Source organism: Christiangramia pacifica, from assembly GCF_057221535.1.
The window spans coordinates 3383195-3397351 of sequence record NZ_CM170146.1 but is presented as its reverse complement, the minus strand read 5'-3'; the positions used below and the strand labels follow the sequence as shown (position 1 = coordinate 3397351).

The window sequence follows — 14157 nt, the reverse complement described above, 5'->3', positions numbered from 1 at the left end:
TATTAGTTAAACGTTAATTTAGGTTAGTAGTAAGTTCTAAGTGGCAATTGAATAAACTTGGTTACCCAACTTGAGCGGAACAAATATGTGAACAAAAAATGTAAAAAAAAAACCATTTTGGTGTTGAATTTTAAGAAAATTTTATGCATACTTACTTCCGAGCCTGAATATAAAAAACCTTTCCCAGAAAGGCTATTAAAATTACATGAAATCACACGAAACTTTTGTTAAAGTCCGATATGCCGAGACTGACCAGATGGGTGTTGTACACCACGGAAACTACCCGCAATACCTTGAAATAGCGCGAATTGAGTGGTTAGACTCTTTAGGGGTCTCGTACAAAAGTATGGAACAGGAAGGGATAATGTTGCCGGTATTCGAATTAAATTTGAAATATCATAAACCAATCAAATTTGATGAAAATCTGAAGATCGAAACGAGATTACGGGAAACCCCAAATGTTAAAATTATATTCGACTACGTGATATACAATGAAGCAGGTGAAAAGGTTACGTCGGCTACCACAATTTTAGTATTTATGGATTCAAAATCTCGCAAGCCAATACGCTGCCCTCAATATATTCATGACAGGTTAAATTCTTAATTTTCCAGCTTGGAAATTTCCACTTTATAGGTGTTGTCAAATTTCTCGTAAATACTTTCTGCGTCTTTCTTTCTTACAGCGATAAAGATCTTACAATCTATTTCCAGCTTCTGGTCAATAACATTGAGGTTGTTCTTTTTGATAACCTGCATCACTTTGTTCATTTCCGGATAGTCGAATTTCACGATGAAAATTTCGTCTATTGTCCTTTTGATAATATCAGACTCCTCAAGCGCCATTTGTGCAGCAGTCTTGTAGGCATTAATTAAACCGCCCACGCCAAGTTTTACACCTCCAAAATATCTAACCACGACGATGAGAATATTGGTTACATCAAAACTCTGAATTTGTCCATAAATAGGCATACCGGCAGAATTTGAAGGTTCTCCATCATCATTCGCCCGATATTGATAATCTTCTTTTCCTATCTGCCAGGCATAACACCAATGCCTCGCTTTATGATGCTTCGCCCTTAAATCTTCTAAATGTTGATTCGCTTCTTCCTCAGTTTTGATCGGAAAAGCATATCCAAAAAATTTTGAATTTCTGTCCTTAAAGAGTACCTCTGGTGATGCTTTCGTTATGCTTTGATAAGTATCTTTCATATCGCCGAATTTGCTACAAGAATTATACTAACTACAGCCAGGATTAGGCCAATCCAGTTTTTCCTGATCAGCTTTTCCTTAAATAACAGAATTCCCACTAAGGTTGAAATAGTCACAATAGCTACGTGATTCATGGTAAATATCGTGGAACTGTCAAAACCTTCTGTACGCAACGCCATCACCAGGAAATAGATAGAATAATAATTGGGAATGCCCAGGGCTATTCCGCCAAGAATATTTTTGTAAGAGATTTTTAATTTCCCCATGATAGCCTGCCCTATAAGAATTAGAATTCCTAAAGTTCCTGCTGTAGCAAAAATGGTTGAGGAGAAAAGACCAACATCTGTTTTTGAGACATAGCTTGTTTCAAGGTACTTTATACTAGTATCTATAATTCCGCTTCCAAGGAATACTAGTAAAGGAAATACCAGGTTTTCCTTTTTAATACTAATTCCTTCTTCAGTTTTAATTGATGTCAGGTATACCGCAACCAAGGCAAATAGAATCCCAATGATCTTTAGAACTCCTGTACTTTCATTATATAGAAATATTCCGAAGAAAACGGGAATTGCAACCGACATCTTTGTAGCTACCGCTACTACAGACAATCCGCTTTTTTGAGTGGTGATTGCCGCAAGGTTGAAAACGGTAATAAATAGTACTCCCAGCATCAATGCTCCTGGAAACCATTTTTCCGTAGGAACCTGAGAAAAATCTGAACCTTCTATATATCCAAAAAAGCCCACGGTGCAGGCTATAAAATAGTTTACGATGATGGCTTGCAGGGTGTTGACCTCAAATTTTTTGTATAATCTGAAAACGATAAATATTATCGTAGACGAGAGTACGCTCAGAAGCAAGTATATCAAAATAGATCGCTTTTGGTGGTAAATAGATCTATAACATCTTCCCTGGTAGGTTCAATGTTCCAAGTGTGAAATCCGAGTCTCGCAGCTGCTTCTGTATTTTCAGCAGTGTCATCGATGAAAAGACATTCTTCGGCTTTGAGATCATTTTGATCCAGCACATATTCAAAGATTTCCGGATCAGGTTTACGCATTCCAATTTCCTGTGAAAGGTAAAATGCATCAAAGCAACTCCTGAATTCCTCAAAAAAGAGAACATTTTTCTTTATATGCTCAATGTGGTGTTCATTCGTATTGCTAAGGAGAATCAGTTTAAAGTTCTTTTCCTTTGCCAGTTTCTGAATAAATCTCAGCCTGTATTCCGGAAAATCCAGCAACATGGAATTCCATGAATCAATAAATACTTCGTTATCAATTTGGGGAAATTCAGTTCTGTAATATTCAGATATTTCGTCTGAAGTCACAAAGCCTTGCTCATATTCCCTGTTTTTTGAGATAATATTTTCAGGAAGATCCTGAATATTTATCTCCTTCAGTTTTTTATTCGTCCCTTCTTTATCGAGATTGATAAAAACATCTCCAAAATCGAATATGATCGTTTTAATCATTTCTGTAAATTTTTAATTCGTCACCTGAAATATTCTTTCTAACAGCTAATTTCCCTTTAATCTGCGGAGCTGCTATGCCGTCCTTAAAATTTGCATTTCCAGAAAATATTCTGGCTTCATCCCATAATCCGGAATCGATAAATTGCTGAATAGTGTTTGTTCCACCTTCAATTATTACAGATTGAAGCTCATGTTTATAAAGAACCTCGCAAATTTGCTGTGACAAATTCTCAGTAAACTTAATCTTCTCAAAAATTAGGTTTTTTTGGTCCTTGATTTCAGTTGCTTTATCGTGTAGAATTATTGTTTTTATAGAGCCATCCAGAATAGAATGATTTTTAGGGATCTTTAGTTCTTTATCAATAGCAATTCTTACCGGGTCGTTGCCGGTCCATCTTCTAACATTCAGTGATGGGTTGTCCTGAAGTGCGGTATTCGTACCAACAAGGATCGCAGCTTCCTCGCTTCGCCATTTATGAACCAGTTCGCCACTATACTTATTGGTGATCCAGACAGGTCTATTAGTGTCTTTCTGTTTGGGAGCGATAAAACCGTTTTGCGTTTGCGCCCATTTTAATATGATATAAGGACGTTGCTTTTTGTGAAAAGTAAAGAAACGTTTGTTTAATTCCAGGCACTCTTTTTCGAGGATCCCAACCTGTACCTCGCAACCTGCGTCCATTAATTTTTTAATACCTCTACCGGCAACCTTGGCAAATGGATCCATAGTACCAATGACTACTTTGCTGATTTCTTTATTTATAATAAGATCACTGCACGGAGGAGTTTTTCCAAAATGACTGCATGGCTCAAGGCTCACATATATTGTAGCTTTCTTCAGTAAACTTTTATCTGTTACAGAATTAATAGCATTCACTTCGGCATGAGGCTCTCCGGCTCTGCGATGCCAGCCTTCACCAATGATCTTGTTTTCATAAACAATAACGCTTCCAACCATGGGATTTGGATAGGTGGTTCCAAGCCCGTTTTGCGCCAATTGGATACAGCGATTTATGTATTTTTCGTGTATATTCACCTCACAAAAATAGAATTAATTAGGCAGAATGAGCACATGGAAAATCCGGGAAATCAAACCGGAAGATAATCAGCAGGTTAAAGATCTAATAAGAACCGTTCTTGTGGAAATGGGAGTTCCAAAAGTTGGAACTGCGTATGAAGATAAAGCACTGGATGATATGACGGCGACTTATGCTGGTGATCGTCGGGAATATTTTGTGGTGGAAGAAAATTCGCGAATTATTGGCGGTGCAGGAATTGCTCCCTTAACCGGTCTGGAAGAGGAGGTTTGCGAGCTTCAGAAAATGTATTTTCTAGGAGAGGCGAGAGGTCGCGGAATCGGAATGAAAATGATCACCAAATGTATAGAATTTGGAAAATCGCGTGGATTCAAAAAATGTTATATCGAAACATTACCATACATGGAAAATGCCCGTAAACTTTATGATAAAAATGGTTTTAAAGTAATTGAAAAGCCGTTGGGAGACACGGGACATTATAATTGTACGGTATTTATGACCAAAGAATTGGTCTAAGACTAATCGAAATCTATTCGATCTTAAAATCTATTCATGTTACTTTCAAAATTTAAATTTCAGTTTGAGCAGGAACTAAATGCAGAGTTCCCTTCTACTGAGATTAGTTCCTTTTTTTATATTCTCACGAAAGAATTCCTGGATATGCGCAGGATTGATGTAGCAATGAATCCGGAAAAAGAACTTACGAATGAACAAATTCTGAAGTTTAAAGATGCCCTAAAACGCTTAAAAGAGCATGAGCCTATTCAGTATATCACCGGAAATACTGAGTTTTATGGAAATAAATTTCTGGTAAATAAGAATGTTCTTATTCCCAGGCCGGAAACTGAAGAATTAGTGGAATGGATTATAACAGACCATAAAGACCAAACAGGTCTCAAAATTCTGGATATTGGGACCGGGACGGGTTGTATTCCGATTAGTTTAAAACTTGGACTGAAAGATGCTGAAGTTTATTCATTCGATGTTTCTCCATCTGCACTGGAACTGGCCCGGAAAAATGCAGAATTGAATGCTGCTGAGGTGAAATTTAAAGAACTGAATATCCTAGAAACAGACAGTTTAAATACTCAATTTGATATTATTGTTTCGAACCCTCCGTATGTAAGAGAGCTTGAAAAAGCAGCTATGCACAGGAATGTGCTGGCGCATGAACCGGAATTGGCGCTATACGTTCCTGATAATGATGCTTTGATATTTTATGCAAAGATCACGTTGTTGGCTCAGGATTCTTTAAAATCAGGTGGAAAAATTTATTTTGAAATAAACCAGTATTTATCTGAAGAAACCAGAAATCTTGTAGAGCAATTCGGTTTTGAGACTGAGCTCAAAAAGGATATTTTTGGGAATTACAGAATGTTGAAGGCGATCAAAAAATAAGTGATGAGCAAAATCGAAAATAAAATTCATTCCGTGGCGGTTTTTTGTGCGAGCAGCGATGGTCATGATAAAAATATATTTAATACGGCTTATGCTGTAGGAAAAAAGATCGCTGAAGAAAATTTACGGCTCATCTATGGAGGAAGCAAGCTTGGATTAATGGGCCAGGTGGCTAGCGGAGTTATGGATCATGGCGGGAAAGCTACCGGGGTAATTCCTGATTTTCTTAAAACTAAAGAGGTGGTGCATACCGGCCTGGATAAACTTATTACTACACAGGATATGCATGAGCGAAAGCTTACCATGAATGAATTGAGCGACGCTTTTGTAACCTTGCCCGGCGGTTTTGGTACTTTTGAAGAGTTATTTGAAATTGTTACCTGGGCGCAATTAGGGTTGCATAAAAAACCGATTGGATTGCTGAATATCGATGGATTTTATGATAACCTTCTCCAGATGTTGAAAAAAATGACTTCGAAAGGTTTATTAAAGCAAGAAAATCTTGATATTTTATTGGTTTCTGACGATTTTGATGATCTTCTATATAAAATGAGAAATTTTGAACCGATACCGGCGCCAAAATGGATGAATAAAAACCAGACGTAATGAAGATTCTCAGGCTTAAAATCTATACCAGCAATATTGAATCTCAGTTAAAATTCTATAGGGATGATCTTGGTTTTACAATAAAAAATTATTCTGAAGACAGTTTTGAGATTCAGACGGGATATTCAATTTTGAAGTTTGAGTACAGGCAGGATGCTACACCTTATCATATTGCGTTTCATATTCCAGACCGGCAGGAGGAAGAAGCGGTGAAATGGCTTGATGATAAAAGGGAAATACAGGAATTTAATGATGAAAAGATCATTGATTTCAGTAACTGGCAGGCAAAGTCGGTGTATTTTTATGATGAGGATAAAAACATTATGGAATTTATTTCCAGGAGAAGTTTCAGCAGACCGGAGTCGGCAATATTTAATGCTGATAGCATCGTTGGACTTGCAGAAATAGGACTGGCTACTGAGAATGTTCAGCAAAAATTTGAACAGATGAAATTAGATTGTCAAATTTCGAAGTTCGATGGGGACCTGGAAAAATTTTGTGCGATAGGAGAAGCTTCAGGTTTGGTTATCACGGTTGATAAGAACGAGAAAAAATGGTTTCCAACGGAAGACCAGGCATTTGCTTCAGATTTTGAAATGGATTTTGAGCATAAAGATCAAAAATATAATATGATCTTCAGTAATGATGAATTGAAGATCTCGGCTATCTAAATAAAGGCTATATCAATGGACGTGAAAAAGAAAATTCAGGAACTTCGTGAGGAACTTCAGCAGCATAATCACAACTATTATGTCTTAGACAATCCTCAGATAAGCGACTATGATTTTGATATGAAGCTTAAGGAGCTTCAGGAACTTGAAGAAAAGAATCCTGAATTTGAAGATCCTAATTCACCAACACAACGAGTAGGAGGGGCGATCACCAAAAATTTTGATACTGTAGTTCATGAACACCGAATGTATTCGCTTTCAAATTCCTATTCCAAAGAGGAACTGGAAGAATGGGAAACGAGACTGCGTAAAGTGGTTGAAGGAAAAGTGCAGTTTGTTTGTGAATTAAAATATGATGGTGCGTCCATCAGCCTTACTTATGAAAATGGCCTTTTAAAACGTGCGGTGACTAGAGGAGATGGTTTTCAGGGCGACGATGTAACCAATAATGTAAAAACAATTCGGTCGGTTCCTCTTAAATTGAAAGGTGATTTTCCTGAAAAATTTGATATTCGTGGTGAGATCGTACTTCCTTATGAAGGTTTTGCGAAAATGAACGCTGAAAGGGTTGATATTGGTGAAGAACCTTATGCGAATCCTAGAAATACAGCTTCAGGGAGTTTGAAATTACAGGACAGTGCGGAAGTTGCCAAAAGACCTCTGGAGTGTCTATTGTATAGTATCGTTGGAAATAATACAGGCATAAAATCACAATTTGACGGACTTGAAAAAGCCAGAAAATGGGGGTTTAAAGTTCCCGGCGAATCTGAATTAAAAAATTCGATTGAAGAGGTACTTCAGTTTATCAATTACTGGGATGAGAATCGTCATGACTTGCCTTACGAAACCGACGGAGTGGTGGTAAAGGTTAATGATTTTTATCAGCAGGAGGAATTAGGGCATACGGCGAAATCTCCAAGATGGGCAATCGCTTATAAATTCAAGGCAGAGCAGGAATCGACTAAATTGAATAAGATTACCTACCAGGTGGGAAGAACTGGTGCGATCACCCCGGTGGCAAACCTTGATCCAGTGCAGTTGGCAGGAACAGTGGTTAAAAGGGCTTCACTACATAATGCAGACCAGATCGAAAAACTTGATATTCGGGAAGGAGATACTGTTTTCGTGGAAAAAGGAGGTGAGATTATCCCAAAGATCGTAGGTGTGGATTTTACCAAACGTGATCCCGATTCTGAACCTACAGAATACGCTTCTACCTGCCCGGAATGTAATACAGAGCTGGTAAGAAATGAAGGGGAGGCTCAACATTACTGCCCGAATGTAAATGGCTGTCCGCCACAGATCATTGGAAGAATTCAGCATTACATTTCCAGAAAGGCTATGGATATTGAAGGTTTAGGTGGTGAAACTGTAGCTCTCCTCGTAAATGCAGGACTTATTGAAAATTATGCCGATCTATATTTACTGAAAAAAGAAGATATTCTTCCATTGGAAAGAATGGCAGAAAAATCGGCAGATAATTTAATTTCAGGGATAGAAAAGTCAAAAGAAATTCCTTTTGAACGTGTGCTATTCGCACTGGGAATTAGGTATGTTGGTGAAACAGTAGCGAAAAAACTCGCCAAGCATTTTAAAAGTGTTGATGCCCTGATGGCAGCTTCAGAAGAAGAGTTGGTCAATCTGGATGAAATAGGTGAACGTATCGCATGGAGCGTAGTTGAATTCTTTAAAATAGACGCTAACCGGGAAAATATTTCCAGGCTAAAGGATTACGGAATTCAGTTGGAGATTTCTGCCGAAAAATTGGCTAATCAAACCAATATACTGGAAGGCAATACTTTTGTGATCTCAGGAGTCTTTGAAAAAGTTTCACGGAATGATCTTAAAAAACTGATCGAGGATAACGGCGGAAAAGTTTCCAGTTCTATTTCTTCCAAAACCAATTACCTGGTAGCCGGTGATAATATGGGTCCGAGTAAACTTGCCAAAGCCGAGAAATTAGGAACAAATATTATTAGCGAAGATGATTTTCTTCAAATGCTGGATCAATAAATCTTGATGAAAACTTTTTCAAAAAGTTCCATATTATTACTATTTATAAGTTTTCTAGTAACTCCTGGTAAAGCCCAGGAAATACCAGATAATTTTGTGCATATTGATGATTTGATCCCGGATATCATTTACGAGATACGCTATTTTGGTGAACATAACTTCGTGGGAAGACCGATCGATGGTTACGAAGCACCTCAGGCTATTCTAAGTAAACCTGCTGCCATGGCATTGGCGAAAGTTCAACAGGAGCTGATTTCAAAAGATTATATGCTGAAAGTATTTGATGCATATAGGCCGCAGCGAGCAGTAAATCAGTTTATGGAATGGGCGAGAGAAAGGGACGACACTCTTATGAAACAGGAATTTTATCCGGAAGTTGCCAAAAAAGATCTTTTCCAGTTAGGATACATAGCAACCAAATCAGGACATTCCAGGGGTGGCACTGTAGATCTTACCTTGGTAAGGGTTTCAGATTGTAAAGAAGTTGATATGGGAAGTCCTTACGACTTCTTCGGAGAGATTTCTCATCACAACACAAACCAGATAACCAAAAAGCAAAAAGATAACAGGAAAATGCTGCGACTTATCATGAGAAAATATGGCTTCAGATCTTATTCCGAAGAGTGGTGGCATTACACTTTCAATGCAGAACCGTATCCTTACTCTTATTTCGATTTTCCAGTGAAGTAATTATTGAATGGCAATTTTAGCCCCATCAGCCTCAATGTTTTTTTCGTCATCCAAATAGAAATCAACCCTGCCTAGATAAACTCCGTAACAGCCAACCTGGTTCACGAGAACGGTTTTACCCGCCTTATTTTTTTCTACCGTAGGTTTCTCCAGGAAAGTATGGGTATGACCTCCAATGATGAGGTCAATGTTTTCAGTACTTCGAGCCAATTTAATATCTGAAGTCTTATCACTTTTGTATTCGTATCCAAGATGAGAAAGACAGATCACCAGGTCACATTTTTCTTCTTCCTTTAAAATCCTGGATTTGTCTTTGGCAATTTCAATGGGATCCAGATATTTCGTTTCCTTATAAAGTTTATCGCTTACCAGCCCACTTAATTCTATTCCAAGACCAAAAACACCAATTTTTACATCATCTTTTACAAAGGTTTTATAATCCTTTACCTGCCCGTCCATGATCGTATTGCTGAAATCATAATTAGAGTTTATAAAAGGGAATTTTGCGTGTGGCAATTGCGCGTATAATCCGTCAATACCATTGTCAAAGTCATGGTTTCCGATGGTGGCTGCGTCGTATTTAAGCATACTCATGAGCTTGAATTCCAGCTCTCCTCCGTAAAAATTGAAATAAGGGGTTCCTTGAAAAATATCTCCGGCGTCTAATAGAAGAGTATTAGGATTTTCCTGCCTGATTTTTTCAACCAAGCTTGCACGCCTGGCTACCCCGCCCATATTCGCATTTCTTCCAGCATCGGGACCAAAGGTTTCAATATGACTGTGCACATCGTTGGTATGCAGAATGGTAATATGTTTTTTTGCCGCAGGTTTAAAAGACAGGGAGGATAATCCACCTAAACCGATAAAAGCCGTTGCTGCTGCCGTGTTTTGAATAAAATCTTTTCTTTTCATGGTCTAATTTCTAATATATCGGTCATCGATTTTGGTCTTGATCGTGTCTACTTTGGTAAAGTAGTCAATCATGGCATTTCGAATCTTATAGCCGGTATTATAAAGATTCACCGGCTCTTCAAAAAACTTCATGTTATCACCACCGTTCACTAAGTAATCTGAAGTTGCAACGAAATAATTTTTTTCCTCCTTTATTTCCTTACCGTCAATGCTAGCCTTGATGATCTTGTAGTCTTTATCAGCCACCAGTTTTATATGGCTCACAGGATGAGCAGATTTTGCTCTCCCCAGGTAATCCAGCATCTCCTTCATTTTTGATCCGGTTAATTCAGCCACTACGATCTCATTTTCAAATGGCATGATCTGGTAAGCAGTTCTTGCTGAAACTTTTCCGTCAGGAATTTCAGCCCTGATCCCGCCGTGATTCAACAACACCATATCTATATTCTTGCCGATTTGCTTTTTGAATACTGGGTTTGCCTGAACATACACCGCATCTGCCATTAAATTACCAATAGCGGTATTCAGATCACCATCGCTTTTGGATAAATATTCAGGGTTATAAGCCAGAGCCGAATCCAGCGTTGTATTCAAATGCTTTTTGTAAGGCTCAATGAAATCTGCAATTTCCCTGTCTTCCGTCAATGAAGTGTCAACTGAAATTCGGTCTGCTTCTATTTTTGAAACACCAGTTTTTTCTGTTTTACAGGAAAGGATGATTGCCGCGGAGACAATCAAAGTGTATTTTATAAAATTCATATCTAAAGAATGAGCAGCAAAGATAAAAAACTAATCAGGTTGATGAAGGCCCTTTTACCAGCCAATAAGAATAATAATTCTATTTGAAAAATAGCTCAAAAGCGGCCTAATGATTTAAATAATCTCAGAATTTAAATCAATTCGATATTTATTTTGATGTAAAGAATAAGTTTTGTTGCATATATGATAATCAAAGCCAATTATTTATATATTTGCCGCCCCATTTCTAAATTATGAAACCTAGACAGCTTTATTTGCTAATCTGCCTGCTTTTGGTATTAGTAAACTTTTTGGCGGTATATTTTGAAAACCTTTGGGTTGCAAAACTTTGCCAGATTCTTGTTTTTATCCCTTTGTTAATTGCATATAATAAAAAGTTAGATTTCAGAAATTGGAATCTGGTTGGTTTTCTTTCCCTGAGCCTGCTGGCCAGTCTATCCACTTTCTTTTATGAGATCGATTCAATACCGCTTATTAATATAATGCTGAGCCTTATTGCTTACGGTTTTCTTAGCCGGGAAGCTTTGAAACATACTGAAAGGAAGTCTGCAAATAATCTTATGCTGCTGTTTTTCTTTGTGTTGATCATTGGTAACGTATATTTCGTGTATCAGCATATGCAGGAGCTGGAAATTTATATGGCCGGAATCGTGGATTTCTGGGTGTATACCATCTATTACCTTAATTTATTTGTGGTATCTATTGTAGCTCTTATCTATTACCTTAATTCTTATTCCCGGAAATCTGTTTTATTCATTACACTGGTCATGGCTTTGATAGTTTCGGATATACTTAGGGATATGGCACTCTTCTATTTGCCAGATACCAGTGTTTTATTAATGAAGAACTTTTTGAGTATTTGCGCAATCATATTATCTTTTCAGTTCTTCACTACAAGGGAAAAGAAATTGAGACTGATCAACCTGGTATGACCGTCTCTCATTTCACAAAATAAATAAACCTGTTAAATCTGAACCTACTGACATTCTCACAGTCTCTGAAACCACTTTTTTCCTGATGGAAATTATTTACATTTGCCCCACTGAAATTTACAAATGATCGCCGGTAAACTGAAAGATTTGATGTTTTCAAGAAGGATAAAAAAAGCTCTTCACAGAGATGATTTTCGTTCGGAACAAAATTCAGGTAAAATAGGAGTGATCATTGATGCTGAAAATATTGAAGAGAAAAAAAGCCTGTTTCATATTTATAAAGAAATAGGTTTTGAGAAACGTGATCTGAAAATTGTTATTTGTGGCACAAAGGTCAACACGTTTGAAGGATTTGAAACCGAAGTTTTTCATCCAAAAGAGATAAGCGCCAAAGGTAAATTCAAATCTGAATCGATTCTTAAATTCAGGGAAGAGAATTTTGATTTCCTGGTCTGCCATTTTTCTAAATCTAGCAAGGCAGGATCTCTTCTCGCTGCAGAAACAAAAGCTGCCGTGAAAATTGGTAATAGTCCTGATGATTATGGAATTTATGATGTTGAGATCGACGCGCAGGAAGTACCGGTTTTTCAGCAGGAGATAATAAAATATATTAAAATCTTAAAAATAAAATAGTTGATGGAAGCCTTTATAGGAACCGGAGTAGCTTTAATCACTCCATTTAAAGAGGATTTATCTGTAGATACCAGTGCTTTAAGCCACCTGGTAAAAGACCAGATTAAAAACGGGATCGAATACCTTGTGGTACTTGGGACAACTGCTGAAAGTGCAACACTTACGAATGAGGAAAAGGAACTTATAAAAAAGACCGTTATTGAGGCTAATGCAGGTAAATTACCATTGGTACTGGGGATTGGAGGAAATAATACTTCAGGAGTGATCGATGAAATTAAATCTGCCAATCTCGACGGTTTTGATGCGATCCTATCTGTTTCACCATATTACAATAAACCAACACAGGAGGGAATCTTCCGTCATTTTGAGGCGGTATCAAAAACATCTCCACTTCCCATAATTCTTTATAATGTTCCGGGAAGAACTGCTTCTAATATGCTTCCGGAAACAATTAACAGAATTGCGAGAAACTGTAAGAATGTGATAGGTGTGAAAGAAGCTGCGGGAGATATTGTACAGGCAATGAAATTGATTAGCATAGTGCCGGACGATTTTAAAGTGATCTCTGGAGACGATATGCTCACTTTACCAATGACCCTCGCTGGTGGAAAAGGAGTGATCTCGGTTATAGGACAGGGATTACCGAAGGAATTTTCAGATATGGTAAGAGCAGGGCTGGATGGTAAAGTTGCTGAAGCCTACGAATTACACTACAGGATCGCGCCATCTATAGACCTTATCTTCGCTGAAGGGAATCCTGCAGGGATCAAAGCATTGCTGGCAAAAAAGGGGATGATCAAAAATACATTAAGGCTTCCGTTAGTAGAGGCAAGTGAAAATTTAAAGAGCCGTATCAACGATTTTGTAGATAAATTCTAGGAGTTTATTTTTCGAAAAGAACTTTCTTACTGCAATAAAGTCCTGATTTCAGGGTTATTTGAGTAGTTTAGGAAAGTTTTTTTTATAGTAACAAAAAATGTATTTTTGCCAGATGTTTTTACGTATCATGAAAAAAGGATTTCTCATTTTAGGTTTGCTAATGGTGACTGTCTCATGTGGAGAGTATCAGAAGTTGCTTAAAAGTGAGGAAACTGCACCAAAATATACCGCTGCAGAAGAATTATATAACGAAGGAAAGGAAGAAGATAGTAATAAGAAGCTACGTAAAGCTTTAAGATTACTGGAACAGATAGAGCCTCAGTTTCGTGGAAAACCTCAGGGTGAAAGATTGGTTTTCATTCTTGCCGATACGTATTACCAGCTAGGAGATTATTATAATTCTCCTTTTCATTTTGAAAGATTCCTGCAATTATATCCAAATAGCCAGAAGGCTGAAGAAGCTTCCTTCAAAGCAGCATCCAGCTATTTTTACCGCTCACCGAGATATAATTTGGACCAGACAGATACTCACAAAGCAGTAGAGGAACTTCAGGTTTATTTGAATACTTATCCTGACGGTGAGTTTACTGAAGAGGCCAATAACATGGCCACTGAGCTTAGAGTAAAGCTGGAAAAGAAAGCCTACGAGATTGCCAAGCAATATCACCATACCGAATATTACAAGGCGGCTATCGCTTCTTTTAATAACTTTATTGCAGATTATCCTGGTTCTCCATTTAGAGAAGCAGCTTATTATTACAGGTTTGATTCTGCTTACAGACTGGCCATTAATAGTTTTGAAGTTTTAATGGAAGACAGGCTAAACGAAGCAAAAGAACTTTACAAGTCATACATAAAATACTATCCTGAAGGAGAATATATTCCGCAACTGGAAGATTCACTGTCAGAGATTGATAAAAGGTTACAGAATTTTTAATATTAGG

Annotated in this window: 17 protein-coding genes; 11 read left to right on the top strand and 6 right to left on the bottom strand. The window is 37.5% G+C overall.

All coding sequences use genetic code 11. The features are described from left to right. Window positions 1-205: 205 nt before the first annotated feature. Complete coding sequence (locus AC2S94_RS15610; RefSeq protein WP_484629472.1) at window positions 206-604, top strand: acyl-CoA thioesterase; 399 nt, start codon at window positions 206-208, stop codon at window positions 602-604. On the opposite strand, the gene AC2S94_RS15605 is transcribed toward AC2S94_RS15610, so the two are convergent. The 4 genes from AC2S94_RS15605 to ribD are packed head-to-tail and all read right to left on the bottom strand — an operon-like array spanning window position 601 to window position 3719. Further along, window positions 601-1209 carry an IMPACT family protein gene (locus AC2S94_RS15605; protein ID WP_484629471.1) on the bottom strand — a complete coding sequence of 203 codons (609 nt, stop codon included), beginning with the start codon at window positions 1207-1209 and terminating at the stop codon, window positions 601-603. The two genes, AC2S94_RS15610 and AC2S94_RS15605, sit on opposite strands and share 4 nt — an antisense overlap. Then, a complete protein-coding gene (locus AC2S94_RS15600) occupies window positions 1206-2078 on the bottom strand; it encodes an EamA family transporter (RefSeq protein ID WP_484629470.1) in 873 nt (290 codons plus the stop codon). Before AC2S94_RS15600 ends, AC2S94_RS15605 begins: the two co-directional genes overlap by 4 nt. Continuing rightward, a complete protein-coding gene (locus AC2S94_RS15595; protein ID WP_484629469.1) occupies window positions 2075-2683 on the bottom strand; it encodes an HAD family hydrolase in 609 nt (202 codons plus the stop codon). The genes AC2S94_RS15600 and AC2S94_RS15595 overlap by 4 nt, the downstream gene beginning before the upstream one ends. Beyond that, the gene (gene ribD / locus AC2S94_RS15590; RefSeq protein ID WP_484629468.1) at window positions 2676-3719 is read right to left on the bottom strand and encodes a bifunctional diaminohydroxyphosphoribosylaminopyrimidine deaminase/5-amino-6-(5-phosphoribosylamino)uracil reductase RibD; all 1044 of its coding nucleotides are present in this window, start codon (window positions 3717-3719) and stop codon (window positions 2676-2678) included. The genes AC2S94_RS15595 and ribD overlap by 8 nt, the downstream gene beginning before the upstream one ends. A 28-nt stretch (window positions 3720-3747) precedes the next feature. On the opposite strand from ribD, the gene AC2S94_RS15585 reads away from it, so the two are divergent. The 6 genes from AC2S94_RS15585 to AC2S94_RS15560 are packed head-to-tail and all read left to right on the top strand — an operon-like array spanning window position 3748 to window position 9098. After that, entirely contained in the window at window positions 3748-4236 is a 489-nt protein-coding gene (locus AC2S94_RS15585) for a GNAT family N-acetyltransferase (RefSeq protein ID WP_484629467.1), read from the top strand. 36 nt (window positions 4237-4272) lie between these two features. Then, complete coding sequence (gene prmC / locus AC2S94_RS15580) at window positions 4273-5118, top strand: peptide chain release factor N(5)-glutamine methyltransferase (protein ID WP_484629466.1); 846 nt, start codon at window positions 4273-4275, stop codon at window positions 5116-5118. 3 nt (window positions 5119-5121) lie between these two features. After that, window positions 5122-5724 (top strand): LOG family protein, encoded by a 603-nt coding sequence (locus tag AC2S94_RS15575; protein ID WP_484629465.1) that lies wholly within the window; start codon window positions 5122-5124, stop codon window positions 5722-5724. Continuing rightward, a complete protein-coding gene (locus AC2S94_RS15570) occupies window positions 5724-6395 on the top strand; it encodes a VOC family protein (RefSeq protein WP_484629464.1) in 672 nt (223 codons plus the stop codon). Before AC2S94_RS15575 ends, AC2S94_RS15570 begins: the two co-directional genes overlap by 1 nt. 15 nt (window positions 6396-6410) lie before the next feature. Continuing rightward, on the top strand, window positions 6411-8408 hold the full coding sequence (ligA, locus tag AC2S94_RS15565; RefSeq protein WP_484629463.1) for an NAD-dependent DNA ligase LigA: 1998 nt from the start codon (window positions 6411-6413) through the stop codon (window positions 8406-8408). 6 nt (window positions 8409-8414) lie between these two features. Then, window positions 8415-9098: a M15 family metallopeptidase gene (locus AC2S94_RS15560; protein WP_484629462.1), complete on the top strand. Its 684-nt coding sequence runs from the start codon at window positions 8415-8417 to the stop codon at window positions 9096-9098. Here the strand turns inward: AC2S94_RS15560 and AC2S94_RS15555 are convergent, their stop codons facing one another. Next, complete coding sequence (locus AC2S94_RS15555) at window positions 9099-10010, bottom strand: metallophosphatase (RefSeq protein ID WP_484629461.1); 912 nt, start codon at window positions 10008-10010, stop codon at window positions 9099-9101. Between the two features lie 3 nt (window positions 10011-10013). Further along, the gene (locus tag AC2S94_RS15550) at window positions 10014-10769 is read right to left on the bottom strand and encodes a 5'-nucleotidase C-terminal domain-containing protein (protein ID WP_484629460.1); all 756 of its coding nucleotides are present in this window, start codon (window positions 10767-10769) and stop codon (window positions 10014-10016) included. A 233-nt stretch (window positions 10770-11002) separates the two neighbouring features. Between AC2S94_RS15550 and AC2S94_RS15545 the strand changes: the two genes are divergently transcribed. The 4 genes from AC2S94_RS15545 to AC2S94_RS15530 all read left to right on the top strand — a co-directional run bounded on the left by AC2S94_RS15545 (window position 11003) and on the right by AC2S94_RS15530 (window position 14150). Next, on the top strand, window positions 11003-11701 hold the full coding sequence (locus AC2S94_RS15545) for a hypothetical protein (protein WP_484629459.1): 699 nt from the start codon (window positions 11003-11005) through the stop codon (window positions 11699-11701). Between the two features lie 123 nt (window positions 11702-11824). After that, a complete protein-coding gene (locus AC2S94_RS15540; RefSeq protein WP_484629458.1) occupies window positions 11825-12334 on the top strand; it encodes a DUF6913 domain-containing protein in 510 nt (169 codons plus the stop codon). Window positions 12335-12337: 3 nt separating this feature from the next. Next, window positions 12338-13213, top strand: coding sequence for a 4-hydroxy-tetrahydrodipicolinate synthase (gene dapA / locus AC2S94_RS15535; RefSeq protein ID WP_484629457.1), 876 nt, complete (start codon window positions 12338-12340; stop codon window positions 13211-13213). 127 nt (window positions 13214-13340) lie between these two features. Further along, a complete protein-coding gene (locus AC2S94_RS15530; RefSeq protein WP_484629456.1) occupies window positions 13341-14150 on the top strand; it encodes an outer membrane protein assembly factor BamD in 810 nt (269 codons plus the stop codon). Window positions 14151-14157 lie beyond the last annotated feature (7 nt).